General features: G+C 56.1%; 24 protein-coding genes. 10 read left to right on the top strand and 14 right to left on the bottom strand.

Annotated features, from left to right (window positions below; translation table 11 throughout):
- Nucleotides 1-46 precede the first annotated feature (46 nt).
- The 6 genes from gss to LLF79_RS12615 all read right to left on the bottom strand — a co-directional run bounded on the left by gss (nucleotide 47) and on the right by LLF79_RS12615 (nucleotide 7,476).
- Nucleotides 47-1,909: a bifunctional glutathionylspermidine amidase/synthase gene (gene gss, locus LLF79_RS12640; protein WP_227879593.1), complete on the bottom strand. Its 1,863-nt coding sequence runs from the start codon at nucleotides 1,907-1,909 to the stop codon at nucleotides 47-49.
- 183 nt (nucleotides 1,910-2,092) lie between these two features.
- A complete protein-coding gene (locus tag LLF79_RS12635) occupies nucleotides 2,093-3,070 on the bottom strand; it encodes an ABC transporter ATP-binding protein (RefSeq protein WP_045409497.1) in 978 nt (325 codons plus the stop codon).
- Complete coding sequence (locus LLF79_RS12630; protein ID WP_227879592.1) at nucleotides 3,067-4,044, bottom strand: ABC transporter ATP-binding protein; 978 nt, start codon at nucleotides 4,042-4,044, stop codon at nucleotides 3,067-3,069. Before LLF79_RS12630 ends, LLF79_RS12635 begins: the two co-directional genes overlap by 4 nt.
- Nucleotides 4,037-4,882, bottom strand: coding sequence for an ABC transporter permease (locus LLF79_RS12625; protein WP_008499793.1), 846 nt, complete (start codon nucleotides 4,880-4,882; stop codon nucleotides 4,037-4,039). Before LLF79_RS12625 ends, LLF79_RS12630 begins: the two co-directional genes overlap by 8 nt.
- A gap of 5 nt (nucleotides 4,883-4,887) precedes the next feature.
- A complete protein-coding gene (locus LLF79_RS12620; protein WP_181367568.1) occupies nucleotides 4,888-5,841 on the bottom strand; it encodes an ABC transporter permease in 954 nt (317 codons plus the stop codon).
- 45 nt (nucleotides 5,842-5,886) lie between these two features.
- Entirely contained in the window at nucleotides 5,887-7,476 is a 1,590-nt protein-coding gene (locus tag LLF79_RS12615; RefSeq protein WP_047747051.1) for an ABC transporter substrate-binding protein, read from the bottom strand.
- Nucleotides 7,477-7,721: 245 nt separating this feature from the next.
- On the opposite strand from LLF79_RS12615, the gene yghU reads away from it, so the two are divergent.
- Together yghU and LLF79_RS12605 are read left to right on the top strand one after the other, a co-directional pair.
- Entirely contained in the window at nucleotides 7,722-8,588 is an 867-nt protein-coding gene (gene yghU / locus LLF79_RS12610; RefSeq protein WP_008499796.1) for a glutathione-dependent disulfide-bond oxidoreductase, read from the top strand.
- A gap of 158 nt (nucleotides 8,589-8,746) precedes the next feature.
- Nucleotides 8,747-9,079, top strand: coding sequence for a glycine zipper family protein (locus LLF79_RS12605; RefSeq protein WP_227879591.1), 333 nt, complete (start codon nucleotides 8,747-8,749; stop codon nucleotides 9,077-9,079).
- Between the two features lie 119 nt (nucleotides 9,080-9,198).
- On the opposite strand, the gene LLF79_RS12600 is transcribed toward LLF79_RS12605, so the two are convergent.
- The 3 genes from LLF79_RS12600 to LLF79_RS12590 form a co-directional block, all read right to left on the bottom strand.
- Nucleotides 9,199-9,471: a hypothetical protein gene (locus tag LLF79_RS12600; RefSeq protein ID WP_023294550.1), complete on the bottom strand. Its 273-nt coding sequence runs from the start codon at nucleotides 9,469-9,471 to the stop codon at nucleotides 9,199-9,201.
- Nucleotides 9,472-9,673: 202 nt separating this feature from the next.
- On the bottom strand, nucleotides 9,674-9,928 hold the full coding sequence (locus LLF79_RS12595; RefSeq protein WP_159125782.1) for a hypothetical protein: 255 nt from the start codon (nucleotides 9,926-9,928) through the stop codon (nucleotides 9,674-9,676).
- A gap of 126 nt (nucleotides 9,929-10,054) precedes the next feature.
- Nucleotides 10,055-11,602, bottom strand: coding sequence for a methyl-accepting chemotaxis protein (locus LLF79_RS12590; RefSeq protein WP_025912490.1), 1,548 nt, complete (start codon nucleotides 11,600-11,602; stop codon nucleotides 10,055-10,057).
- Between the two features lie 550 nt (nucleotides 11,603-12,152).
- On the opposite strand from LLF79_RS12590, the gene LLF79_RS12585 reads away from it, so the two are divergent.
- Complete coding sequence (locus LLF79_RS12585) at nucleotides 12,153-14,699, top strand: autotransporter outer membrane beta-barrel domain-containing protein (RefSeq protein ID WP_227879590.1); 2,547 nt, start codon at nucleotides 12,153-12,155, stop codon at nucleotides 14,697-14,699.
- A gap of 181 nt (nucleotides 14,700-14,880) precedes the next feature.
- A complete protein-coding gene (locus LLF79_RS12580) occupies nucleotides 14,881-15,921 on the top strand; it encodes an aldo/keto reductase (RefSeq protein ID WP_032664420.1) in 1,041 nt (346 codons plus the stop codon).
- A 64-nt stretch (nucleotides 15,922-15,985) separates the two neighbouring features.
- On the opposite strand, the gene LLF79_RS12575 is transcribed toward LLF79_RS12580, so the two are convergent.
- Complete coding sequence (locus LLF79_RS12575; RefSeq protein WP_227879589.1) at nucleotides 15,986-16,474, bottom strand: TIGR00645 family protein; 489 nt, start codon at nucleotides 16,472-16,474, stop codon at nucleotides 15,986-15,988.
- Between the two features lie 82 nt (nucleotides 16,475-16,556).
- The gene (locus LLF79_RS12570; protein ID WP_008499806.1) at nucleotides 16,557-17,060 is read right to left on the bottom strand and encodes an ESA_00282 family adhesion-associated protein; all 504 of its coding nucleotides are present in this window, start codon (nucleotides 17,058-17,060) and stop codon (nucleotides 16,557-16,559) included.
- Between the two features lie 103 nt (nucleotides 17,061-17,163).
- On the opposite strand from LLF79_RS12570, the gene LLF79_RS12565 reads away from it, so the two are divergent.
- Nucleotides 17,164-17,568, top strand: coding sequence for a hypothetical protein (locus LLF79_RS12565; protein WP_008499807.1), 405 nt, complete (start codon nucleotides 17,164-17,166; stop codon nucleotides 17,566-17,568).
- Between the two features lies 1 nt (nucleotide 17,569).
- Complete coding sequence (locus LLF79_RS12560) at nucleotides 17,570-18,019, top strand: hypothetical protein (RefSeq protein ID WP_008499808.1); 450 nt, start codon at nucleotides 17,570-17,572, stop codon at nucleotides 18,017-18,019.
- A 42-nt stretch (nucleotides 18,020-18,061) separates the two neighbouring features.
- On the opposite strand, the gene exbD is transcribed toward LLF79_RS12560, so the two are convergent.
- The gene (gene exbD / locus LLF79_RS12555) at nucleotides 18,062-18,487 is read right to left on the bottom strand and encodes a TonB system transport protein ExbD (RefSeq protein WP_008499809.1); all 426 of its coding nucleotides are present in this window, start codon (nucleotides 18,485-18,487) and stop codon (nucleotides 18,062-18,064) included.
- 4 nt (nucleotides 18,488-18,491) lie between these two features.
- Nucleotides 18,492-19,223 (bottom strand): tol-pal system-associated acyl-CoA thioesterase, encoded by a 732-nt coding sequence (exbB, locus tag LLF79_RS12550; RefSeq protein ID WP_021242115.1) that lies wholly within the window; start codon nucleotides 19,221-19,223, stop codon nucleotides 18,492-18,494.
- Between the two features lie 251 nt (nucleotides 19,224-19,474).
- Between exbB and metC the strand changes: the two genes are divergently transcribed.
- Complete coding sequence (gene metC / locus LLF79_RS12545; RefSeq protein ID WP_008499811.1) at nucleotides 19,475-20,662, top strand: cystathionine beta-lyase; 1,188 nt, start codon at nucleotides 19,475-19,477, stop codon at nucleotides 20,660-20,662.
- A gap of 143 nt (nucleotides 20,663-20,805) precedes the next feature.
- A complete protein-coding gene (yghB, locus tag LLF79_RS12540; protein WP_227879588.1) occupies nucleotides 20,806-21,465 on the top strand; it encodes a DedA family general envelope maintenance protein YghB in 660 nt (219 codons plus the stop codon).
- A 49-nt stretch (nucleotides 21,466-21,514) separates the two neighbouring features.
- Here yghB and LLF79_RS12535 read toward each other — a convergent pair whose 3' ends face one another.
- Entirely contained in the window at nucleotides 21,515-22,414 is a 900-nt protein-coding gene (locus LLF79_RS12535) for an AraC family transcriptional regulator (protein ID WP_227879587.1), read from the bottom strand.
- Nucleotides 22,415-22,608: 194 nt separating this feature from the next.
- Here LLF79_RS12535 and yqhD point away from each other — a divergent pair, with 194 nt between their 5' ends.
- Entirely contained in the window at nucleotides 22,609-23,772 is a 1,164-nt protein-coding gene (gene yqhD, locus LLF79_RS12530) for an alcohol dehydrogenase (RefSeq protein WP_008502995.1), read from the top strand.
- 105 nt (nucleotides 23,773-23,877) lie between these two features.
- Nucleotides 23,878-24,705: a 2,5-didehydrogluconate reductase DkgA gene (gene dkgA / locus LLF79_RS12525; protein ID WP_023616907.1), complete on the top strand. Its 828-nt coding sequence runs from the start codon at nucleotides 23,878-23,880 to the stop codon at nucleotides 24,703-24,705.
- Nucleotides 24,706-24,729 lie beyond the last annotated feature (24 nt).

Here is a 24,729-nt window from a genome sequence, read left to right as displayed (position 1 = left end):
GCCCCCGCAGGATGTCCTGCGGGGGCTTTTTTATTGCGGGCAAGAGCTACTTATCTTTAACCACGATCAGCGGCTCAATATCGCTCTCTTTCTTCACCACCAGCGAGTCATCGCCGCGCAGGCAGGTCCCACCGTAGTTCCCGCCCACGGTAAAGGTACAGACCTGAATGTACTTGCCGTCGACGTTTGGCAGGCACCACAGCTGCTGGTAGATGTTTTTGCGGTCGACAAACTTGCCGCTGGATTTATCCAGCAGTTCGTCCTGGGCGCTAATCAGGTCGATATTGCTGCCGCAGCGTCCGGCAATCGGCTTGACGGCGTATCCGGTCTGCTTCAGCAGATCGTTGACCTCAAAATCGGTGTCGAGCAGGTAACGGTGATTCGGGAACAGTTGCCACAGCACCGGAAGAATCGCCTTGTTGCCGGGAATAACGGTCCACAGGGGTTCAAAGACCAGCACCTCCGGGCGCAGCAGGACGTCAATCAGGCGCACTTCGCCTTCAGGATGTCCGGTGCGGATCGGCACCGCCGCGTATTCGGTTTCGCTGACCTCGCGGATCTGCTCAATCGCCGTCTCCCACGCCCAGGTTTTCCACACGCAGTTGACGTGGCGGCCTTCGTCATCAATCAGCTGTCCGGCGGTATCCCAGCTGAGCGCCCCCAGCCCGTGCAGAATTTTGGTTTCAAACCCGGCCTGCATCAGCGAACGCTGAATAAAGAGCGCGTGATAGTCCTCTTCGACATCGTTGTCCTGCATGATGTGGACGAACGACCGGGCGTGGCTGTGCTTCCAGGCGCCGGTCAGCTCTTCCAGCAGGCCTTCCGCCGGGTTATGCCCGTTACCGCGATAGCCATTTTTCACCCACTCTTCGAGAATCAGCCCGCCCTCGGTATGGCAGGATGCGGAGTCGGCGTTGTACTCGTAGACCTTGATGCCGCGCTCATCCATGCAGAAATCCATACGACCGGTGATCATATGGTGACGACGCCACTGCCAGGAGAGGCGCAGGCGCGGCCAGAGGATTTTCGGGATGTCGAAAAGCGCCAGCAGGCTGTCGTCTTTCAGCACCTTGTCCGTGGCGTGCAGGTACATCAGGTGCAGCTCGTTGGTGGCTTTGATCAGCTCCTGCTCGGCGCTTTCGGTAATGGTGAAGTACTGGCAGGGATCTTTGTTGATCACGTGACCGTTGGCGCGAATATACGCCTGCTGCAGCGCGTCATTTTCGTTGAGCCATTTCCCGTCGAACTGACGTGTGTTTTTCAGCCGCGCGCCGCTGATTTTCAGCAGTTCGCCGTCGATTTCCGGCTGCGGAATGCTGTGTTCTGTGTCGTCGGTCTGGATCATCCAGCCGAGAATTTCCGTGTCGCTGAAGGTGTCGTGGAGGGTGTAACACCCGTTCTCCACGCTCAGGCGCAGCTCGCGCGTCCACTGCTGCCCGAGCGGCAGCGGAGAGTGAATGACGTTCTGCTCGGCGATACGCACCTTATCGTCCAGAAGCTGGGTGATCACCGCCACGTGGCCGGTCTCGTGAAACTCGCCGCCCTTTTGCCAGATCAGCAGCGCTCCGGCGCGCGGCGCGCGTTTTGAGCCGTTGGCAAACGCCTGAAGGGGCAGAATGTTATCGTTCACCACCTGACGCAAAAAGCGCAGAGAGAAAATTTCCCACGCCATACCTACGTCGGTAAACACGAAGCCATAGTTGAGGAACAGGAAACGGCGGGCAAACTCAACGCATTGCCACTTGTGGCCCATGTATTCGTTGCCGATGTAGCTGCGGAAATCCGCATCTTCCGGATAGTTTCGCGGGTCCAGACTGCCGTAATTTGAAGAGTAAATCGCCACGCCACCGGGCGCATAGCCTAACAATGTCCCGAAGGGCGCATCACTGCTTAACGTTCCTTTACGCATGTATCCAACCTAAAACAGGCAGGCGGCAATTTTTATGGGTTGTCGTCGTCTGCACGTTGTAATTAACCTGACAGAGGAGCGTTTATCATACACCTGCGTGGTAAATAATTCGCCTTACCCGGCCGACAAAACACAAACCCCTGTAGGTCGGGTAAGCGAAGCGCCACCCGACACGTTTAAGGCTCACATCTTAAACAGCCAGCACGCCGCGAAATGCCCTGGCGCGATCTCCTGCATGGCAGGCTCCTGCGTCTGGCAAACCGGCATGGCGTGCGGGCAGCGGCTGCAGAACTTACAGCCCGGCAGCGCGGACGTAGGGCCGGGCATTTCGCCGCGCAGGGTGGCGTCTTCGAGGTTGCGAATGCGCGGGTCGGGCTGGGGAACCGCCGCCAGCAGCGCGCGGGTATAAGGGTGCGCCGGACGCTGATACAGTTCATTCGCCGGGGCAACCTCCACCAGCTTACCGAGGTACATCACTCCAATGCGGCTGGAGATATGGCGCACCATCGAGAGATCGTGGGCGATGAACAGATAGGTCAGCCCCAGCTCCTGCTGCAGGTCCTGCAGAATATTCACCACCTGCGCCTGCACCGAGACGTCCAGCGCCGAGAGCGGCTCGTCGCACAGCACAAATTCGGGACGCACGGACAACGCGCGGGCAATACTGATGCGCTGGCGCTGCCCGCCGCTGAACTCATGCGGGAACCGCTCAAGGTGCTCCTGCTTGAGCCCCACTTTGTAGAGCAGCGTTTCCGTCCGTTCGCGCTGTTCTTCACGGCTGTAGCCGTGGATCTGCATTGGCTCAGCCACCAGCTGCCGCACCGTCATGCCGGGGTTGAGCGAGGAGTAAGGATCCTGAAAAATCGCCTGCATCCGCTTACGCAGCGGCTTGAGCTCTCTTTCGCGAGCATGGGCAATCGCCTGTCCGGCAAAGTGGATCTCGCCCGCGGTGATATCGAAAAGGCGCAGAATGGCGCGCCCGAGGGTGGATTTCCCGCAGCCGGACTCACCCACCAGGCCAAACGTCTCGCCGGGCTGGATATCAAAGCTCACGCCATCAACCGCCTTCACCGCCGCGCCTTTACGCAGCAAACCGCCGTTAAGCGGATAGTGTTTGCGCAGATCTCGCACGCTTACTAAAGGGGCCTGTTGTTCACTCATGCCTGAATCTCCTTATCGGCCCATAGCCAGCAGGCGGCGCGATGGCCTTCACCCATGGCGTAAAAAGCGGGCTGCCGTTCACACTGGGGCATGCGTTTCGGGCAGCGTTCGGCGAACGGACAGCCCGGCGGCGGGTTAAGCAGGCCAGGCGGCGCGCCCTCAATGGGCGATAAACGTTGGTTGACCTCATCCGGGCGCGGCAGCGAGGCCAGCAGCCCCTGGGTATAAGGATGTGCAGGGCCATAAAAAATATCCTCCACGCTCCCCTCCTCCATCACCAGCCCGCCGTACATCACCACCACGCGGCTGCAGACCTGCGCCACCACGCCGAGATCGTGGGTGATCAGCAGAATCGCGGTTTGGGTCTGCTGTTGCAGGCTTTTCAGCAGTCGCAGGATCTGCGCCTGAATGGTGACGTCCAGCGCGGTGGTCGGCTCATCGGCAATAAGCAGCTTCGGGTTGCAGGAGAGCGCAATGGCGATCATCACCCGCTGGCGCATCCCGCCGCTGAACTCGTGGGGATACTGGTCGTATCGGCGTTCCGCCTCGGCAATCCCCACCTGTTCCAGCATGGCGATCGCCGCCGCTTTGGCCGCTCTTTTGGTGAGCCCTTTATTGCGCATCAGGATCTCTGCCATCTGTTTACCGATGGTCAGCACCGGATTCAGGGCGGTCATCGGATCCTGAAAAATCATCGCGATCTCGTTGCCGCGAATGGCGCGCATCTGCGCGGGCGTTTTCTGCGCCAGATCGTCATTCTGGAAGCGAACGCTGCCGCCGGTTATCCGTCCGTTGTTCCCCAGAAGCTGAATGATCGACTTACAGGTGACGCTTTTCCCGCAGCCCGACTCGCCGACGATGCCGACGAGTTCCCCCGGCTGCACCTGAAAGCTCACGCCACGCACCGCGTGAACCTCGCCCTCGCGGGTGCGGAAGGTGGTTTGCAGGTTCTCAAGCGCTAATAAGCTACTCATCGCGATTCGCTCCTGGCTCAAAGGCGGTACGGAACACATCGCCCAGCACGTTAAAGCTGAACACCGTCAGCAGGATCAGAATGCCGGGGAACATCGCCAGCCACGACGCTTCGCCAATATAAGACTGGGCGTTGTTGAGCATGCTTCCCCACGACGCCGCCGGTGCCTGTACGCCCAGCCCTAAGAAGCTGAGCGTCGACTCCATCAGAATGGCCGAGGCGATATTGAGCGTGGCGGCCACGATAATGGTCGGCAGCACGCCGGGAATAATGTGGCGCACGATAATGCGCAGCGGGTGCTCCCCCGACGCGCGGGCATAAAGCACATACTCGCGCTCTTTCACCGACAGGGTTTCAGCGCGCACCAGCCGCGACATGTTCATCCACGTCAGCAGGCTGATGATCAGAATGATGTTATCCACGCCCGGCTTGAGGTACGCATTCACCACCAGCAGCAGGAAGAAGGCCGGAATGGCCATCAGGATATCCACGGCGCGCATCATCAGGTTGTCCAGCCAGCCGCCAAAGTAGCCGCTCACCGTTCCCACCACCGTGCCGATAAGCGTGGAAAAGAGCATGGCGAGAAAACCGACCATCAGGGAGATCTGCCCGCCATACAGCGCGCGGGTGAAGTAGTCGCGCCCGTACTCGTCGGTGCCGAACCAGTGTGCGGCATCCGGCGGCAGCGTGCGTGCGCCGAGCGCCATCCGATCCGGATCGTACGGACTCAAGCCCGCACAGAGCGCGGCGATAACAAATATAAAAAGCACAAACAGGGAGAACTGCGCCGGACGGTTGCGGCGCAGCTGGTGACGAACCTGCTGCCAGCGTCTGCTCATGCGGGTTACCTCAGCGTACGAATGCGGGGATCGGCGAAGCGATAAAGCAGATCGGCGATCAGGTTACCGACGATCAGCATCATCGACGAGAGCATGATGATCGCCATGATCAGCGGGTAGTCCAGCGAGGCGATCGACTGGATCCCGAGCAGCCCCATCCCCGGCCAGGAGAAGACGCTTTCCGTCACGTAGGCCCCCACAATCAGCTCACCGAACGACAGCCCAAACAGGGTGATCACCGGCAGCAGCACGTTTTTCAGCACGTGGCGGAACAGAATGCTGGAACGCGTGGCGCCGTAGGCCAGCTGGGTCTGCACATAGTCGGCAGAGAGCTGCGAGATGGTGTTGGAGCGGATGTAGCGCACGTAGCTGGAGAGGTTGTAGAACGTGAGGGCAATACACGGCAGCACGCCGTGACGCAGCACGTCCAGCACATTATCCTCCATGCCGATGGTGCGCATTCCCATGCTGGGGAACCAGTTAAGCTGCACGGCAAAAACGGTGATGAGCAAAATGCCGAACCAGAAAATCGGCACCGAGATGCCGATATAGGCGAACAGGTTCAGCAGGTGATCCAGCCAGCGGTGCTTAAATGCCCCCGCCAGCAGGCCCAGCGGGATGGCCAGCACGATCGCCAGCAGCAGCGACGCGCCCATCAGCCCCAGCGTGGCCGGAATGCGTTCGCCGATCATCTCCAGCACCGGGCGGTGGTAAATCAGCGAATAGCCGAGATCGCCCCGCAGGACGTTCTTCAGCCACAGAACGTACTGCGTGACCAGCGGCTTATCCAGCCCCAGGCTCTGGCGAATACGTTCGATATCTTCCGGAGCCATGCGCGGTGTGATGTACGCCGCCAACGGATCGCCGGGCGCGAGCTTGACCAGCAAAAACGCCACCAGCGAAATAAAGAACAGCATCGGCAGCAGCTGCAGCAGCCGACGCGTGAGAAGTGTGTTCACGACATGCCCTTACCAAGGCCCCGACCCGATGGCCGGGGCAATCGCTTATTTCTGATAGATTTTTGACAGATCCTGGAACAGATAGACCGGCTTCGGCTCCGCTTCCTCGGTGCCGCCGAAACGCTTGTCCACCGCGACGGTCGCATTGGTATAGGCGATCGGGTAGTACGTCATGTCGTTCGCCACGATCTGCTGAATTTGCTTGTAGATATCGGCACGTTTTGCGGCGTCGGTTTCCACGGCGCCTTTATCCCAGAGGGCATCAAACTGCGGATTTTTGTAGTGCGCGTAGTTATAGGCTTCGTTGCTCATGAACAGCGATTTGTAGCCGTCCGGCTCTGAGCCCATGATGTAGCCGCCCAGGTTCAGCTCCCACGCGGTGTTGTTCATATCGAGGCTGCGCTGGGACATGGCGTTGGAGTCCAGCGGCATCAGCTCCACGTTCACCCCAATGCCCTTCAGCGCCTGCTGAATGTAGAGCGCCATGCTCTCCTGGGTTTTGTTGGTATTCACATACGCCAGGCGCAGCTTGAGGTTGTCCGGCGCGCCGGACGCTTTAAGCCGCTCTTTGGCTTTTTGCAGGTCGAATGTGTATTGCTCGACGTCATCCGTCTTGTAAAGCGTATCGGGCGTCAGGAAGGACGTCGCCGGTTTGGCGTAGTCCAGCGAGGTAAAGGCGGTCTGGGTCAGCTCGTCTTTGTTGATGGCGTACGCAATGGCCTGACGCAGTGCTTTGCTCTTCATTACCGGCACGTTCTGGTTGAACGTCATATAGGCCAGACGGCCTTCCGGATAGACCACGAAGTCAAACTTACCGGTATTTTTCAGGCGGTTCACATCCTGCGGGTCAACCATCTTGAGGTTGATTTCACCGTTTTGCAGCGCAAGGTTGGCGGCGTTACTGTCTTTGGCGAAACGGTAGGTCACTGAATCTAGCTTCGCTTTGCCGTTCCAGTAATCGTCAAAACGGGTCAGGGCGTAATATTGTCCGGCGCGGTACTCTTTAAATTTGAACGGCCCGGAGCCGACCGGTGCATCGTTTTTGCTGCTCTTTTCCAGGTCGCCTTCGCTGGCGAACACGTGCTGCGGGATCGGGTAGATCTGTACCAGCGTGCCGGTAAAGGCCGCGCTGACCTGCGGTAAGGTGAACTTAACGGTGCGGTCGTCAACCTTGCTCACCTGTACCGGCTTATCGCCGTAGGTGAACATGCTGCGGAAGAAGCTGTGCTGTTTGGCATCGAGCAGCTTGTTGAACGTAAAGACCACGTCGTCCGCCGTCAGCGGCTGGCCGTCCTGCCATTTCAGGTTGGGTTTTAACGTCAGGGTGTAGCTCAGGTTGTCGGCGGAGGGCGTCAGGCTTTCCGCCAGGCCCCATTCGATCTTACCGTTGTTGAAGCTATAGAGGGGAGCATACAACGCTTGCATGATCGTCAACGTGGTACGGTCGCTGGCGTAGAGCGGATTTACAGCTAACGGGTCGCCGGAGGTAATACCGATAATCAGCGAACCGCCCGCTTTTGGCGCATCGCTTTTTGCCGCTGAGGGCGTATTTGTCTCTTTATTTTTCGCATCATCACAGCCCGCCAGGCCTAACGCGAGCGAAACAACCACTGCCGATAACAGAAGCTTGCGCATCTCACTAACTCCTTGCCTTATAAAGTGTTTATGACTGCATCTTTTATTTATGTTGAAGCATCATATGCAGCTTTATCCGTTTACGCATTAATTATGAAAATGCGATTTTCGATTAAGCTTATACCTGATTTGATATATATAAGCGCCGGAAGGAATAGCGGCAGATCGATTACGCTCAGTTCGTTAAACGCTTCACAAATCTCCTGCTACACTGCCTCAACACATCACTCAAAAGGCAGGCCAACATGTCAGACAACACGTATCAGCCACCCAAAGTGTGGGAATGGAAAAAGAACAACGGCGGCGCGTTCGCCAACATCAACCGCCCCATTTCCGGCGCGACCCATGAGAAAGATCTTCCTGTCGGTTCGCACCCGCTGCAGCTTTACTCGCTCGGCACACCGAACGGTCAGAAGGTGACGATCATGCTCGAAGAGCTGCTGGCGCTGGGCGTAACGGGCGCGGAGTACGACGCGTGGTTGATCCGCATCGGCGAGGGCGATCAGTTCTCCAGCGGCTTCGTGGAGGTGAACCCGAACTCGAAAATCCCGGCGCTGCGTGACCACTCCACGAACCCGCCAACGCGCGTCTTTGAATCCGGCAATATCCTGCTCTATCTGGCGGAGAAATTCGGCCACTTCCTGCCGAAAGATCCGGCGGGACGCACCGAGACGCTGAACTGGCTGTTCTGGCTGCAGGGCGCGGCGCCGTTCCTCGGCGGCGGCTTTGGCCACTTCTATAACTATGCCCCGGTGAAAATTGAGTACGCGATTGACCGCTTCACCATGGAAGCTAAACGCCTGTTCGACGTGCTGGATAAACAGCTGGCGCGCGGTCGCTACGTGGCGGGTGAGGAGTACACCATTGCGGATATCGCCATCTGGCCATGGTTCGGCTGCGTGGCGCTGGGCAGCGTGTATAACGCCGCTGAGTTCCTCGACGCAGAAAAGTACACCAACGTGCAGCGCTGGGCGAAAGACGTGGCGAACCGCCATGCCGTTAAGCGCGGACGCATCGTTAACCGCACCAGCGGCGAGCTGAACGAGCAGCTTCACGAACGCCACGCGGCGAGCGACTTCGAGACCAATACGGAAGATAAGCGTCAGGCGTAATGTTCTGCCGGGCGGATCGCCGCCCGGCAACCGAGATCCTTTCGCAGGGCATGATTGGCCTAAAGGTTGAGCCGGTATTGCTGGCACTATCTGTGCGTTTTTCTCACCTCAGAGTGAGAAGCGACGTATCAACCGACAGCAGTCACAAAGGATCTGTTATGAAACTGATTAAAACAACGCTGGTTATCAGCGCCCTCATTTTTTCCACCTCGGGAATGGCCATCGATAAAACCGCCGCTGGCGCGGTAGCAGGTGCTGCCATTGGCGCGGCCACGGGCAAAGATCTGAAATCCACCGTTGGCGGTGCCGTTGTTGGCACAGGCACGGGTGCCATGTTCAAAAACGGCGACAAAGGTAAAGCCGCGCGTAAAGGCGGCGCCGTAGGGGCTGCCGTGGGCGCAGGCGCCGCGGCGGTTACCGGCAAGAGCGTGCTGAAAGGTGCAGCCGTTGGCGCGGGCACGGGCGCGCTGATTGGTGAAGCGACGCACTAATAGTTTTCGCCGGGCGTCGCAGCGCGTGCCCGGCCTCATGGCTGTTCAGTAATAACTCCCTGCACCCAATCACGACTATTTGCCCTCAACTTATGGTCAGAAATGTCACCCGGAATATATCAATGGTGGTCGTCATACTGATGCTCAATCACCATTCCTTCCGCCACGCTCGCCACATGGCGTGCACGCGGATGATAGACCGGTGCAGGGGCGGCATACGTTGTTTGTACAGGTGCAGGCGCAACGCTTACCGCCTCAGGAACCGTGGCTGACTGCGGAACAATCACGACCTTATACCCGGTGGGGACATCGACCGTGACGCTCTGGGCCATCGCTGTATTGACCACGGCAAAACCTGCCAGGGCAGCAAATAAAATAATACGGTTTTTCATAAATTGAATTATTTCCTGTATCAAGAAGATAATTCATTATGTCGACTGAATCTTAAGACAATATTAATTTTCATGTTCTGAAATGTGCAGAAAATGCCAAATATATTGTTACAAGCGAATATTTTAATATTTGAAATATATTGACTCACGCTTTTTAAAAAGGCGGCAAGAAACATGCTCGCATGCCGCCTCGCCTGCTATGTTAATACTTTATATCCCGCGCTTTTTGCCGCCCGGCCTGTTTAATCTGACGTTTATCCTGGCGGCAGTCGTGATTACTCTGGTTATTGTTCGCCATGCAGGTCTGCTTCACCTGCCGTGACGCGTCGCGGGTTTCCTGCCTGACATCACGCGCCACGCGCCGCTCCTGCGCCTGCTGGGTCGCGCTGGTGGAAACCGAGAAAAGCGTCAGAAAAATGAGAGAAAGGACAGGGATAAAAGATAACGATCTGTTCATAGCAACACCTCGTAGAAGAGAGTCCAGAACGTCAGGGGTTAGCAAAAGAATAGCAGTTTCAGAGCACGCGGAATGGGGAAGGCGTTAATAATGTAAGGCCGCTCAAGGCGGCCTTACAACGTTGCGTTATGCCGTCAGGCGGAACTTCTGCACCGAGCGCTGAAGATCTTCGGTCTGACGCTCCAGCGCCGAAGCCGCCGCGGAAACCTCCTCCACCAGCGAGGCGTTTTGCTGGGTGACGCCGTCCATCTGCGTAATGGCGATACCGACCTGCGAAATGCCTTTACTCTGCTCCTCAGAGGCAGAGGCGATTTGCTTCATAATGGTCGTCACTTCCGTCACGTCCCGCAAAATCGCATCCATGGTCGTACCCGTGTCGCTTACCAGCTTTGCACCCTGCTCGACGCGGGAAACGGAATCGGTAATCAGCCCCTCAATCTCTTTCGCCGCGTTGGCGCTGCGGCTTGCCAGGTTGCGGACTTCGCCCGCGACGACGGCGAAGCCGCGCCCCTGTTCGCCCGCGCGTGCTGCTTCAACCGCCGCGTTAAGTGCCAGAATATTGGTCTGGAAGGCAATGCTGTTAATGACGTTGGTGATTTCAGCAATTTTCTTCGAGCTTTCCGAAATACCGCTCATGGTGCTTACCACCTCTTCCACCAGCGAACCGCCGCGGCTGGCGGTGGTTGAGGCCACATCGGCCAGCTGGCTTGCCTGACGGGCGCTCTCCGCGTTCAGTTTCACCGTAGCGGTCAGCTGTTCCATGCTGGCTGCCGTCTCTTCCAGCGCCGCCGCCTGCTCTTCGGTACGGGAGGAGAGATCGTTGTTACCGCTGGAAATCTCCGTCGCCCCGCGCCAGATATTTTCACTGCCGGAGCGGATCGTGCTGACCGCCTCGCGCAGGCTGTCCTGCATGGCGCTCAGCAGCGGCACCAGCTGTCCCACGCAGTTGCGGCCGAACGGCTCAATGGGCTGGCTGAGATCGCCCTGAGCAATCTGGCGGAACTGCTGGCGAATGCGGTCCAGCGGTTTGACCAGCATCGCGACCAGGTAACGGTCGGTGAAGAGCAGGATCAGCAGACCGACGATCGTGGCGACGATAATCACCGTACGGGTCATGCTGGTCAGGCCGTCCACCACCACGCGGGTGCTGTCGAGCGACTTTGCGGCAGCACTGTTGAACTCTTCAGCCGCCGCGCCGAACGCGCGGCTCAGCGTTGGCGTGACGTTATTGGCCTGCTGACGATAGCCGTCCAGCGCGCCCAGTTTCGCCTGCTGCATTTGCGGCGTCACGCCCTGTTCGAGCAGCGCCTGCCATGCACCGATCACCCGGGAAGAGACCTGGGGATCCATTGGGCCTGGGGAGATCGCCTTCATCTCGGCCAGCTTCTTGCCCATGTTATCCAGCGCCTGCTGGGCAGAGGCCAGATCCGGCGTGCCGCCTGCGGCTTTGACTTCCATTGCGCGGCTCAGACGGGTCACAAAGCGGAAATACTGATCGTTGCCCTGGCTGAGCACCGTCATCTGCTTGACCAGCTGGCGGTCCACCTCGTTGCCATCTGAAACGCGAGACAGAGACCAGGTGCTGTAGAGCCCAACACCCGCCCACATTAAACAAAAGATCCCGAGAATCGCCAGCATGACGAAACGGATCGTGAAATTACGGAGCATATTCATAAGTCTTCCTTGCCGTGAGGGTGAATTCGCCCAGAGGCGAGTCTTACCCTCGTTATCGGCAGAAACTGACGAAGTTATACTATTTCGCGCGTAATTTTATAAAAATCTTCGCTACCCTGCCGTTCGCCGGAAAAGGATAATCACTGCGGGGAAAATCTTACTGCTCAATACATGTTTTCATATTTCAGCAGCCGTCGAAATGTAAAACAGACAAACAGTTAATTAACCTCACAACCCGAAAGGATGAATACCCTGATGAATGAGACGGTCAAAGAACCGCACGACCGGTCAAGAAACCCTTTAATTTGTATGCAAATCATTCCAAAGCATTTAGCTCATGAATTAAATTAAATTTATTAATCAGATTTAATTATTTAAACGCTAATTATTGTGCAGGATATTTTTTTAGATTTCATTACATCCTTACCTGCTGAGGAAGTTCTTATTTTAAATAAATTCATTTAAAAAGAGCCGGACAATTTTCGACTCATCCAGAGAACTTCAAATGCGCAAATTAATGAATCGTACATTGCTTTCGCAATGTGTATTAGTGGCTTTAACGTCATTTGGCGCCCAGGCTAACGTAACACCCGCTACGCCCTGCCAGCCGGGCGTGACATCGCAGACCTGCGGCTTAACGAAATATGTAGATAATAGTTTCTATGAAGATCCCGGCGTGACTAATGCCATTATGGCCGACACCACCGCAAATAATATCTTTATGGATGGAAGCCGTGAATCAGGGGATACCCAGTCATTAACCGTTTCTGGTACCGACATGTCCGGCCATTATATTCAGGGCAGCAACGGGGGGACGGCTAATATTACGGTGAATAACGGCGCCACCGTCGATATGATCGAAGTGGGCAATACCGGTGCAACCACCAATACGACGGTGACCATCGATGACGCCACGCTGAATGGCGAAAATGACGCCGGAAGCTACGAGGGCAAGAAAGCCTATATGATGGGTTCCGCCATTTATCTCGACCCCATGGATAAAGGTTACCACACCGTCAACGTTGAGGACGGCAGCATGCTGCACGGCAGTATTCTCAGTGCGGGAGCCGGTGCACAAAATATTGCCATCAGCAACAGCACGATGGATAAAGGCGGTATTTACGCGGGTAGCGATAAATCTGATACCAATATTACGCTGACTAACGCTTCCGTGGATGCCTCGCAGAGCGAAATCGCGCAGAACATCGACACGCTGGCGGTAAAACTGAGCGGATACAAGCCCTTCAGCGACATCAACCTGGATGCCTTTGGCGATGTCGCCATCGCGATGTACGGAACGAAGGCTGATTCGCTGGCGCTGGATAACAGTACGGTCACCGGCGACATTGGGGCCTTTAACGAAAACGGCACCACGCTGATTTCATTGACCAATAACAGCGTGGTAAATGGCAATGTGACCGTCGATGGTAACGCCGCAAATTCCGTTCTGGTGGATAACAGCACCGTGAATGGCGAGATAAATACCAGCCAGAGTACGGGCAATAGCACAATTACGCTGCAGAACAACGCGACCGTCAACGGTGATATTACAACGGGTGCAGGTGATGATACGGTCGTGCTGACCAATGATTCACATGTCAATGGCAATGTTAACGGTGGTGACGGCAGCGATACTCTGTCAATGGATGCGGGCAGTTCCATATCCGGACAAATAAGCCAGTTTGAAACGGTAAATACCACCAGCGATAACAGCATTGCCATTGATAAAATTAACGATGCAACCAGCTGGAGTTTGCAAAACGGTTCAACCCTGATTGCCAACACCACCGGCAGCAATGCGCTGGTTACCATGAGCACCGACAGCTACGTGAATTTCGGTAATATTACCGGCGCCAATAACGCCGTGGTGGTGAACAGCATTACGCCGTCAGCGCAAAATCAGCAGGGAATAGTCCTGGGGACCTTCACCACGTCGGGCAGCAGTGCGCCGCAGAATTATGCAGCAGCCACGTTTACCAACGGCGACCAGACCGTGGAGAACCGTAGCGGCGCCTATAACTACAACAACAGTCTGAATATTGTTGCGGCCGACAGCGCGCCTCAGGCTCAGCTGACTGCAGATAATAGCCAGACCTGGAATATTGAATTTAACAGCCAGAAGGGCAACCTTGCGAGCGATGTTCAGGGGCTGGTAGCCGGCCTGGATGCAGCGGAACAGGCCGGGCATCAGGTAGCGGATGACATCAGCAACCACATGAACCAGGTGCATCTGGCAAACCTGCTGGGAGAACAGCAGGACGGTGCGCAGGTCTGGGGCGATTTCCTTTATCAGAACGGTAATTTCAGCAACGACGTCGACTACAAAAGCATCACTCAGGGTGCGCAGGGCGGCGTAGACTGGACGGCGCATCTGGACAACGGCGACAGCGTCACCGGCGGTATCGCGCTGGCGTGGACGCGCAGCCGCGTGCAGGACACCAGCGACGGCGCGGATAGCTTCAAAGACAGCGTTTACGGGAACTACTACAGCCTGTATGGCGGCTGGCAGCAGGCGCTGAACGGCCGAACCTGGGGTCTGTTTGCTGACGGCAGCTTCAGCTACGGCGATATGCGTTACTCGCTGTCTGCCAACAACGTAACGGGCGATACCAGCGGCATGACGGAAGCGCTGCACGGCTCCACCGATGGCAGTCTGTATCTGGCGCAGGCCCGCACCGGGGTGAACGTGTTGCTGCCAGGCGAAACGCTGCTGCAACCCTATGCCACTCTTGGCTGGGATCAGACCAAAGCGAACGGCTTCTCTGACAGCGAAGTCACCTTTGCCGACAGCCAGGTCTCTTCCTGGAACGGCGGCGCGGGCGTGAGGCTCACCACCACCCTTCGCGATTTGAACAAAAACGTGAAGGTGATGCCGTGGATCGACGCGCGCTTCCAGAAAGAGTTCAGCGATGACACCGACATTCAGGCGGCGGATTATCACAACACCTCCGGTCACAACAACACCATGGGCATCTTTGGGGCAGGTATCAACGCCACCATCGCCCATAACTTCACCCTGACTACCGGCGTCTATGTCGGTACTGGCGATGTGGATAACGATGCCAGCGTACAGGCGGGGATGAGCTATAGCTTCTGATTGTCGTCTGATTGCCCGGTGACCTGCGTGTACCGGGCAGTGCGGGACTCAACGTCTGACGCATCCCGGGGAAAATTGCTGGCAGGGAGTTCTGCCATCGCTTCTCCCCGGGATTTGTGTTTTGATAAGGACAGAATGAAAACGCCGTTTCAAAAATTCATCGATAAGAAAAGGAGACATCATGTCCTGGTACCCTGCCCCTGACCGCTACGAGAACATGCAGTACCGCCACTGTGGCAAGAGCGGCCTTCGCCTGCCCGCGCTGTCGCTTGGCCTGTGGCATAGCTTCGGCCATATTCAGCCTCTTGATGCCCAGCGGGCGCTGCTGCGTAAAGCCTTTGACCTCGGCATTACCCATTTCGACCTTGCCAACAACTACGGCCCGCCAGCAGGCAGCGCGGAAGAGAATTTTGGCCGTCTGCTGCGGGAGGACTTTGCCGCGTATCGCGACGAGCTGGTTATCTCCACCAAGGCGGGTTACGACATGTGGGCCGGGCCATACGGCTCAGGCGGATCGCGCAAATATCTGCTCGCCAGCCTCGATCAGAGCCTGAAACGCCTGGGCGTCGACTACGTGGATATTTTCTATTCCCACCGCGTGGATGAAACCACGCCGATGGAAGAGACGGCCTCTGCGCTTGCCCACGCCGTGCAGAGCGGCAAAGCGCTGTATGTAGGCATTTCCTCCTATTCAACCGAGCGCACGCAAAAAATGGCCGAGCTGCTGCGCGAGTGGAAGATCCCCCTGCTGATCCACCAGCCGTCCTATAACCTGCTCAACCGCTGGGTCGATAAGACCGGTTTGCTGGATGCGCTGGCGGCCAACGGTACCGGGTGCATCGCCTTTACCCCGCTGGCGCAGGGGCTGCTGACCGGAAAATACCTGAACGGTATTCCTGAAGATTCACGCATGCAGCGTGAAGGCAAGAAAGTCCGCGGTCTGAACGAAAAAATGCTGACCGAAGCCAACCTGAACAGCCTGCGTTTGCTGAGTGAAATGGCGCAGGCGCGCGGTCAGACCATGGCGCAGATGGCGTTGAGCTGGCTGCTGAAAGATGCGCGCGTGACGTCAGTGCTGATTGGCGCAAGCCGCCCGGAACAGATTGAGGAGAACGTTCGGGCGCTGGATAACGTGTACTTCAGTGAGGACGAACTCAAGCGGATTGACCAGCATGTTGCGGATGGGGAGTTGAACCTGTGGCAGGCGTCGTCTGATAAATAAGGCCGCACCGAGCAGTCCCCTCTCCCCTTTGGGGAGAGGGTTAGGGTGAGGGGTAAGGCGTACTTTACTTCTTACTGATCTTATCCAGATACCCCATCACAAACGCAGACAGCACAAACGTCAGAAGGATAATGACGTACCACATCAGTTTGTTATCCGGCACGTTCTTCGCGTCCATAAACACGCGTAGCAGGTGGATAGAAGAGATCGCCACAATCGACGCGGCCACTTTATTCTTCAGCGACGAGGCATCCATTTTGCCCAACCAGCTGAGCTTCTCTTTGCGCTCGTCGATATCCAGCTGAGAGACGAAATTCTCGTAGCCGGAGAACATCACCATTACCAGCAGCCCGCCCACCAGGGTCATATCCACCAGCGACAGCAGAACCAGAATCAAATCCGCCTCGGCAATGGAAAAGATATTCGGCAGAACGTGCAGGATTTCCTGAAAGAACTTAATCGTCAGCGCGATAAGCGCCAGCGAAAGGCCAAAATAGACAGGGGCCAGTATCCAGCGAGAGGCGTACATGGCATTTTCAAAAAAGCGTTCCATAAAGTCCTGTTTGCAAAAGAAACCAGCGCCCAGTATATCCCAATGGCGCTGACTGTTTGCAATAGCTCACCAGTATGGTCACTCAGACGTTGTCGGGGTTAACCTCGGGACGGGCGTATTCCGGCCAGACCAGCACCACCAGCTCCGGGTAGGCTTCAAGGCTGAACTCACGAAAACACTGACGCAAATTTAATACGTCCAGATCGGAATAAGAGACCTTCTCGCCGTTAAGGCAGCGTTTTTTGATATTGTCATAATATTTATACACGGCTGAATTGAGATCGCTACAGCGACGCTGTGCTTCAAACAGTCCGGGCGTGTCATTAATTTCCGACATTTTCATGCGTTTAATTGTCGCGTGTAAAAAGTCGATATATTCATGGTTCACCCGCCAGTACCAGACAGGCGTAACGGAGTTCATCAATACAGAGAAATGGTCTTCCCCTTCCTCTTTTGTCATGAGTTCCGGTTGCGGCGGTTCACTGGTGTCTTTCGACACTTTCGTTTTATTGAACTCCTGCATCAATAAAAGCACACCAGCGGTCAGTAATAGTAATGTGATGACCGTAAAAAAGATGCTGTTCATGGGTAGGCTCCATTTTTTTTGATTTTAAATTTGCCTCATGATATTGTCAACGAATCTCACGCCTTTACCAACCCCACCCTGTTGAAATTAAAGGAAATTAAAAATGCTGCCCGACTATCTCGTCCCGGCTAAGTACCACATTACGCCTGTGGAACAGCAACCGACGGAAGCAGAAAAAGAGGTCAGTTTCACTCAGGGGAAAAGAAAGCTCTCTGATTTCGAGCCTGATATATTAATTGGTGTTTCCCGTACCGGCAAATCCCGTAATATGTTGCTGGAAGAGCACGATCGTCATATAAAAGACCGCTTATTTCGCGCCATAAAAATTGAAGCCTTTGTCCACCTGCTGAATGATCTGCAGGCCGAAGGTGAAATAGATGCCCAGAAACTAAGTCAAATATTGGCCGAAAAAACCAAAGAAATTAACGAAGCGGGCAATGAAATTTGGCTTAACTTAATTACGCGCGAAAAAAACAACCCAATTTTTTATAGCCTGGGGGAGGATTAACGTGAAGGAAGTTAAAAATAACGACGTTTATTTGACTTTGGATGATAAAAAAAGTGATGAATTTATCTTAAAGCAAAATCTCGACGCGCTGCGAAACACAAAAAATGACGAGATGACGCGCATTACACAAGACCTGGTATCGATCCCGGCGACGCTGGTGCGGCTGAAATGGCAGAATCGCCGTGAGATTTATCCGCTGCAGGTCAAAGAAGAAATTTACGGTGCCGTGATGAACGCCATCATGGAACAGCGGCCAGAGCTAAAAGAGAAGCTTCTGGGACGCCTTGAGGCCAACTACCAGTATCTGCTTGCCAGAGAGATCGCCACCCTGCGTCTGACGCGCAAACTGTCAGACGGCGAGTACCGTACCTCAAACGTCACCTGCGTTGCGCTTGATGAGGACGCGCTGGCAACCCCCTCTATCGCACCGACGGAAAATAAAAACGCATAAACCCAACAGGCATAAAAAAGCCGGCTTTCGCCAGCTTCTTTATCACTTCGCGGCCGCTTTCTCTTCGCCGACCAGCCCAATCTTCAGATAACCCGCCTGATGCAGCGTGTCCATTACCTTCATCATGGTTTCATAATCCACGGTTTTATCTGCACGGAAGAAGACCGTGGTGTCTTTCTTACCGCCGGTAAGCTGATCCAGCGCCGGGATAACAGAGTCGGCCGTTACCGGGTCGTTCCCGAGGAACATCGATTTATCGGCCTTCACGGACAGATAGACAGGCTTTTCCGGGCGCGGCTGCGGCTGGCTCGACGAGGCTGGCAGATTCACCTTCACGTCCACCGTCGCCAGCGGCGCGGCCACCATGAAGATGATCAGCAGAACCAGCATGACGTCGATAAACGGCGTCACGTTGATCTCATGCATTTCGCCGTTATCGTCCAGATTTTCGTTTAGACGCATCGCCATAATATCAACCTACGCGCAGTTTGGACGCCGCGTGCACCGGCTTAACGGCGCTGGCATTCAGGTCGAGATCGCGGCTCTGCAGCAGCAGAACCTGCGCGGCAACGTCACCGAGGGTGGCTTTGTAGCTGCCAATCATCCGCGCGAAGATGTTGTAGATAACCACCGCCGGAATCGCCGCGACCAGACCAATCGCCGTCGCCAGCAGCGCTTCTGCGATACCCGGCGCAACGACCGCCAGGTTGGTGGTTTGGGTCTGCGCGATACCGATAAAGCTGTTCATGATGCCCCAAACCGTACCGAAAAGACCGATGAACGGCGAAATCGCGCCGATGGTGGCCAGATAACCATTGCCGCGCCCCATGTGTCGGCCAACCGCCGCCACGCGACGCTCCAGACGGAAACCGGTACGCTCCTTGATGCCTTCGTTATCTTCACTGCCCGCGGAGAGTTCCAGCTCGTTCTGTGCTTCATTCACGAGCAGGGTGGTCAGGCTTTTCGCGTGGAAGGATGAGGTCATATCTGAGGCCTGATCCAGAGAGCGAGCTTCAGCCAGCTGCTGCTGTTCCCGCTTGAGGCGACGCTTCTGCGAAAGCAGCTCGGCGCTCTTGCTGAAGAAGATAGCCCAGGTGACAACGGACGCCAGAATCAGGCCGATCATCACAATCTTAACCACGATGTCAGCATGCTGATACATGCCCCAAACGGAGAGATCCGCCTGCATCAAATTATTACCCACTCTGTATCTCCAGGACGCAAATCACAAAATCTGAACGTAATAATATCAAAACACCGTCGAATTGATAGTAGTTCTCATTAGTATTTGCATAGTGCCGCAATTTTCGTTCACTTTCCTTGCGCTTACGCAGTAAAAATTTCTTATGCGCTTTTTTGCTAATATTTTCTGCTTATTCGATAAGCCTGCGGGTGCAGTTTTTTCCAATCGTGGTAGTCTGGACGTCCAGACGTATAAAAACAGGGTTAGCGAACATGACAACGAAGCATCTTGATACCACGCTGGTACAGGCAGGACGCAGCAAAAAATATACCCAGGGATCGGTCAACAGCGTGATTCAACGCGCCTCCTCGCTGGTGTTTGACACCGTTGAGGAGAAAAAAAACGCCACGCGCAACCGCGCAAAAGGCGGGCTGTTTTATGGCCGTCGCGGCACGCTAACCCATTTTTCTTTACAGGAAGCGATGTGCGAGCTGGAAGGCGGCGCAGGCTGCGCGCTGTTCCCGTGCGGCGCGGCGGCGGTCGCCAACACCATTCTGGCGTTTGTGGAACAGGGCGACCATATCCTGATGACCAACACCGCCTATGAACCCAGCCAGGACTTCTGTACCAAAATCCTCAGCAAGCTCGGCGTGACGACCGGCTGGTTCGACCCGCTGATTGGTGAAGGTATTGCCGAACTTATTCAGCCAAACACGCGCATTGTGTTCCTGGAATCGCCGGGGTCGCTCACCATGGAAGTTCACGACGTGCCGGCTATCGTCAAGGCCGTGCGCAGCAAAGCGCCAGAGGCGATCATTATGATCGACAACACCTGGGCGGCAGGCGTGCTGTTCAAAGCGCTGGAATTCGACATTGATATTTCCATCCAGGCGGCGACGAAATACCTGATTGGCCACTCTGACGGCATGATTGGTACTGCGGTTTCCAACGCGCGCTGCTGGGATCAGCTGCGTGAAAACGCCTATCTGATGGGCCAGATGGTGGATGCCGACACGGCGTACATGACCAGCCGCGGACTCCGCACGCTGGGCGTTCGCCTGCGACAGCACCACGAAAGCAGCCTGAAGGTGGCCGAATGGCTGGCGCAGCATCCGCAGGTTGAGCGCGTAAACCATCCGGCGCTGCCGGGCAGTAAGGGGCATGAATTCTGGCAACGTGACTTTACGGGCAGCAGCGGTTTGTTCTCGTTTGTGCTGAAAAAACGGCTGAATAATGACGAGCTGGCAAGCTATCTGGATAATTTTAGCCTCTTCAGCATGGCCTATTCCTGGGGCGGTTTTGAATCCCTGATCCTGGCTAACCAGCCGGAGCAGATCGCGGCCCTGCGCCCCGGCGGTGAAGTGGACTTCAGCGGTACCCTAATACGACTGCATATCGGTTTAGAAAATGTTGACGATCTGATTGCGGATTTAGCAGCAGGGTTCGAGCGTATCGTGTAGAGTGCTGGCTGAAAATGTACTCTCTGGACGCTTTTGTGGACACCGCAAGCAGAAAAGTCTGCATGAGTTGCGCCCGGGATCAAACCCGACGGGCGAATTAGGGAGTACAATAGCGCTATATCTGCTGTTCCACAGGAAAGTCCATGGCTGTTATTCAAGATATTATCGCGGCGCTCTGGCACCACGATTTTGCCGCGCTGGCGGATCCTCACGTCGTCGGTATCGTCTATTTCGTGATGTTCGCAACTCTGTTTCTGGAAAATGGATTACTGCCAGCCTCGTTTTTACCCGGTGACAGTCTGCTTTTACTTGCCGGGGCGTTAATCGGTAAAGGCGTCATGGACTTCACACCAACGATGGTTATCCTGACCTCCGCTGCCAGCCTGGGCTGCTGGCTGAGCTATCTGCAGGGCCGCTGGCTGGGGAACACGCGCGTCGTCAAAAGCTGGCTGGCGCAGCTGCCGCATAAATATCATCAGCGCGCGACCTGCATGTTTGACCGGCACGGCCTGCTTGCGCTGCTGGCCGGACGTTTCCTGGCGTTCGTTCGCACCCTTCTGCCGACGATGGCGGGCATTTCCGGTTTGTCGAACCGCCGCTTCCAGTTCTTCAACTGGCTGAGCGCCCTGCTTTGGGTTGGCGTGGTGACGACATTCGGCTACGCGCTGAATATGATCCCCTTCGTGAAACACCACGAAGATCAGGTGATGACCTTCCTGATGGTGCTGCCGATGTTCCTGCTGGTGGCGGGTCTGGTGGGAACCATCGCGGTAGTGATTAAGAAGAAGTACTGCAGCGCGTGATAAAAAATTGCCGGGTGGCGGCTACGCCTTACCCGGCCTACGTTTCCCCTCAGGCTCCCTGCATCGTTCTTATACGCGACGCATCCTCTCCCGGCGTGACGCCGAAATAGCGCTTAAACTCCCGACTGAACTGCGACGCACTTTCATAGCCCACCCGCATCGCCGCCGCGCTGGCCTTCATGCCGTCGTGGATCATCAGCATTCGCGCCTTATGCAGCCGGTAGGTTTTGAGGTACTGCAGCGGCGAAGTGCTGGTCACCGATTTAAAGTTATGGTGAAACGCCGAGACGCTCATATTGGCTTCCGCCGCCAGCTGGTCGACGCTGAGGTTTTCGGTGTACTGGCTTTCGATACGCTTGAGCACGCGGCTTATCAGGCTGAAGTGGGTCTGTCGGCTCACCAGGGCAAGTAACGCGCCGCCGCCCGGGCCCAGCAGCACGTGGTACAGAATTTCTCGGATAATCTGCTTGCCCAGTATGCGCGCGTCCAGCGGCCTCTCCATGACGTCCAGCAGACGTTCAATGGCGCAAAGGATCTCTTCCGACAGCGTTGCCGAGTTGATCCCGCTTGAGGCCATCGAAGGCTGGAAGAGTTCGTCTTCGCCAATCTCCATCAGCAGCTCCTGCAGCTGGAGGATATCAACATTGACGCGGATCCCTGCCAGCGGAACCGCCTCTGTCGCGAAGGTTTCACATTCGAAGGGTAAAGGTACTGTCAGCAGCAGATATTCATTAGTGTCGTAGCGGAACACGCGCTCGTTGATATAGCCAATTTTATGGCCTGAAAAGAGAAAAACGATGCCCGGCTGGTACATGACCGGCGTGCGCGTTCCGGGCTGCGTGCCGTAGAGCAGGCGAATGTCCGGCAGCAGATCGCTGGCAAAATTTTCATTATCTATCAAACACTTAATCTGCGCAGTGAGCTGCTGACAGATAGCCTCACGGTTCATCTTGCGTTACTCCGGGTGCGGTTTTCGACGTTAACAGTGTGCGTTGTTTTCCGTGCTTTCTCCAGCGCTCTGTAGAAATGGGCAAGACATCGGCAGGAATGTGCATTGAGGGCGTAGCCCCGGACGGCCACAATGTGCAGCATCAGGTCGCCCTCTGCGCACCACGGTTTTTCACCCACTAAAGGGAACGAGCAATGAACAACTTTAATCTTCACACCCCAACCCGCATTCTGTTTGGTAAAGACGCTATCGCTGACCTGCGCGCACAGATCCCTGCTGACGCCCGCGTGCTGATCACCTACGGTGGCGGCAGCGTGAAAAAAACCGGCGTGCTGGATCAGGTTTACAGCGCGCTGGACGGTCTGGACGTGCGTGAGTTCGGCGGCATTGAGCCAAACCCGTCCTACGAAACGCTGATGAACGCGGTGAAAATCGCCCGCGAAGAAAACATCACCTTCCTGCTGGCGGTCGGCGGCGGCTCCGTGCTGGACGGCACCAAATTCATCGCGGCGGCAGCGCACTATGCTGACGGCATCGATCCGTGGCACATTCTGGAAACCCGCGGCAGCGACATCAAAAGCGCCATCCCGATGGGCTCCGTGCTGACCCTCCCGGCCACCGGTTCTGAATCCAACAAGGGCGCGGTGATCTCCCGTAAAACCACCGGCGACAAGCAGGCCTTCATGAACGAACACGTTCAGCCCGTGTTCGCCATCCTGGACCCGGTTTACACCTACACCCTGCCTGCGCGTCAGGTCGCGAACGGCGTGGTCGATGCCTTTGTTCATACCGTTGAGCAGTACGTCACGTATCCGGTGAATGCCAAAATCCAGGATCGTTTTGCGGAAGGCATTCTGCTGACGCTGATTGAAGAAGGTCCGAAAGCGCTGAAAGAGCCGGAAAACTATGACGTTCGCGCCAACGTGATGTGGGCCGCCACCCAGGCGCTGAATGGCCTGATCGGTGCTGGCGTGCCGCAGGACTGGGCGACCCACATGCTGGGCCACGAACTGACGGCGATGCACGGTCTGGATCATGCGCAGACGCTGGCCGTTGTGCTGCCTGCGCTGTGGAATGAAAAACGTGATACCAAACGCGCCAAACTGCTGCAGTACGCTGAGCGCGTGTGGAACATCACCGAGGGTTCTGACGATGCGCGTATTGATGCCGCTATCGAAGCGACCCGCAGCTTCTTTGAAGGTCTGGGCGTGCCAACGCGTCTGTCTGGCTACGGTCTGGACGGCAGCTCTATCCCTGCCCTGCTGGCGAAACTCGAAGAGCACGGCATGACCCATCTGGGCGAGCACGGCGACATCACCCTGGACGTCAGCCGCCGTATTTACGAGGCGGCACGCTAAGCGTTTTTGTCCCCCCGACTTTCGTTTTTTGACATTTCGTCCAGACTTAATGCACACCCCATCGCCGGAGTCTCCCTCCGGCGATGCGCACCTGAAGGAGGAAAAATGGCAAACCAAACCGTAATCAAGCTGCAGGACGGCAACGTGATGCCCCAGCTGGGGCTAGGTGTATGGAAAGCCGGTAACGACGAGGTCGTCTCCGCCATTCATAAAGCCCTGGAAGTCGGCTACCGGTCGATTGACACCGCCGCCGCGTACAAAAACGAGGACGGCGTGGGGACCGCACTGGTCAGCGCCGGTGTCCCCCGCGATGAGTTATTCATCACCACGAAACTGTGGAATGACGATCAAAAGCGTCCCCGCGAAGCCCTGCAGGAGAGTCTGGAGAAGCTCCAGCTCGATTTCGTCGACCTTTATCTCATGCACTGGCCGGTTCCGGCCATCGACCATTACGTTGATGCCTGGAAAGGGATGATTGAACTGCAAAAAGAGGGGCTGGTGAAAAGCATCGGCGTCTGTAATTTCCAGGTTCATCACCTGCAGCGGCTGATTGACGAGACGGGCGTCGCGCCTGTGATTAACCAGATCGAGCTGCACCCGCTGTTGCAGCAGCGCCAGCTTCACGCCTGGAACGCCACGCATAAGATTCAGACCGAATCCTGGAGCCCGCTGGCTCAGGGCGGTGAAGGGGTATTCGATCAGAAAATTATCCGCGACCTGGCGGATAAATACGGCAAAACCCCGGCGCAGATCGTCATTCGCTGGCATCTGGACAACGGCCTGGTGGTGATCCCGAAATCGGTCACGCCATCGCGCATCGCCGAGAACTTCGACGTCTGGGATTTCCGTCTGGACAAAGATGAGCTGGGGGAAATTGCGAAGCTGGATAAGGGCAAGCGGCTTGGGCCAGACCCGGATCAGTTTGGCGGATAATGGAGTAAAAAAGCCGGGTGGCGG

The organism is Enterobacter cloacae complex sp. 2021EL-01169, assembly GCF_020733125.1.
Taxonomy (GTDB): domain Bacteria; phylum Pseudomonadota; class Gammaproteobacteria; order Enterobacterales; family Enterobacteriaceae; genus Enterobacter; species Enterobacter roggenkampii.
This window is presented reverse-complemented; position numbering and strand designations above follow the sequence as displayed.

Excerpts from the sequence above, each read along its gene's own strand:
- gss (WP_227879593.1), bottom strand. The coding sequence starts at position 1,909 with ATGCGTAAAGGAACGTTAAGCAGTGATGCGCCCTTCGGGACATTGTTA.
- LLF79_RS12635 (WP_045409497.1), bottom strand. The coding sequence starts at position 3,070 with ATGAGTGAACAACAGGCCCCTTTAGTAAGCGTGCGAGATCTGCGCAAA.
- LLF79_RS12630 (WP_227879592.1), bottom strand. The coding sequence starts at position 4,044 with ATGAGTAGCTTATTAGCGCTTGAGAACCTGCAAACCACCTTCCGCACC.
- LLF79_RS12625 (WP_008499793.1), bottom strand. The coding sequence starts at position 4,882 with ATGAGCAGACGCTGGCAGCAGGTTCGTCACCAGCTGCGCCGCAACCGT.
- LLF79_RS12615 (WP_047747051.1), bottom strand. The coding sequence starts at position 7,476 with ATGCGCAAGCTTCTGTTATCGGCAGTGGTTGTTTCGCTCGCGTTAGGC.
- yghU (WP_008499796.1), top strand. The coding sequence starts at position 7,722 with ATGTCAGACAACACGTATCAGCCACCCAAAGTGTGGGAATGGAAAAAG.
- LLF79_RS12605 (WP_227879591.1), top strand. The coding sequence starts at position 8,747 with ATGAAACTGATTAAAACAACGCTGGTTATCAGCGCCCTCATTTTTTCC.
- LLF79_RS12600 (WP_023294550.1), bottom strand. The coding sequence starts at position 9,471 with ATGAAAAACCGTATTATTTTATTTGCTGCCCTGGCAGGTTTTGCCGTG.
- LLF79_RS12595 (WP_159125782.1), bottom strand. The coding sequence starts at position 9,928 with ATGAACAGATCGTTATCTTTTATCCCTGTCCTTTCTCTCATTTTTCTG.
- LLF79_RS12590 (WP_025912490.1), bottom strand. The coding sequence starts at position 11,602 with ATGAATATGCTCCGTAATTTCACGATCCGTTTCGTCATGCTGGCGATT.
- LLF79_RS12580 (WP_032664420.1), top strand. The coding sequence starts at position 14,881 with ATGTCCTGGTACCCTGCCCCTGACCGCTACGAGAACATGCAGTACCGC.
- LLF79_RS12575 (WP_227879589.1), bottom strand. The coding sequence starts at position 16,474 with ATGGAACGCTTTTTTGAAAATGCCATGTACGCCTCTCGCTGGATACTG.
- LLF79_RS12570 (WP_008499806.1), bottom strand. The coding sequence starts at position 17,060 with ATGAACAGCATCTTTTTTACGGTCATCACATTACTATTACTGACCGCT.
- LLF79_RS12565 (WP_008499807.1), top strand. The coding sequence starts at position 17,164 with ATGCTGCCCGACTATCTCGTCCCGGCTAAGTACCACATTACGCCTGTG.
- exbD (WP_008499809.1), bottom strand. The coding sequence starts at position 18,487 with ATGGCGATGCGTCTAAACGAAAATCTGGACGATAACGGCGAAATGCAT.
- metC (WP_008499811.1), top strand. The coding sequence starts at position 19,475 with ATGACAACGAAGCATCTTGATACCACGCTGGTACAGGCAGGACGCAGC.
- yghB (WP_227879588.1), top strand. The coding sequence starts at position 20,806 with ATGGCTGTTATTCAAGATATTATCGCGGCGCTCTGGCACCACGATTTT.
- LLF79_RS12535 (WP_227879587.1), bottom strand. The coding sequence starts at position 22,414 with ATGAACCGTGAGGCTATCTGTCAGCAGCTCACTGCGCAGATTAAGTGT.
- yqhD (WP_008502995.1), top strand. The coding sequence starts at position 22,609 with ATGAACAACTTTAATCTTCACACCCCAACCCGCATTCTGTTTGGTAAA.
- dkgA (WP_023616907.1), top strand. The coding sequence starts at position 23,878 with ATGGCAAACCAAACCGTAATCAAGCTGCAGGACGGCAACGTGATGCCC.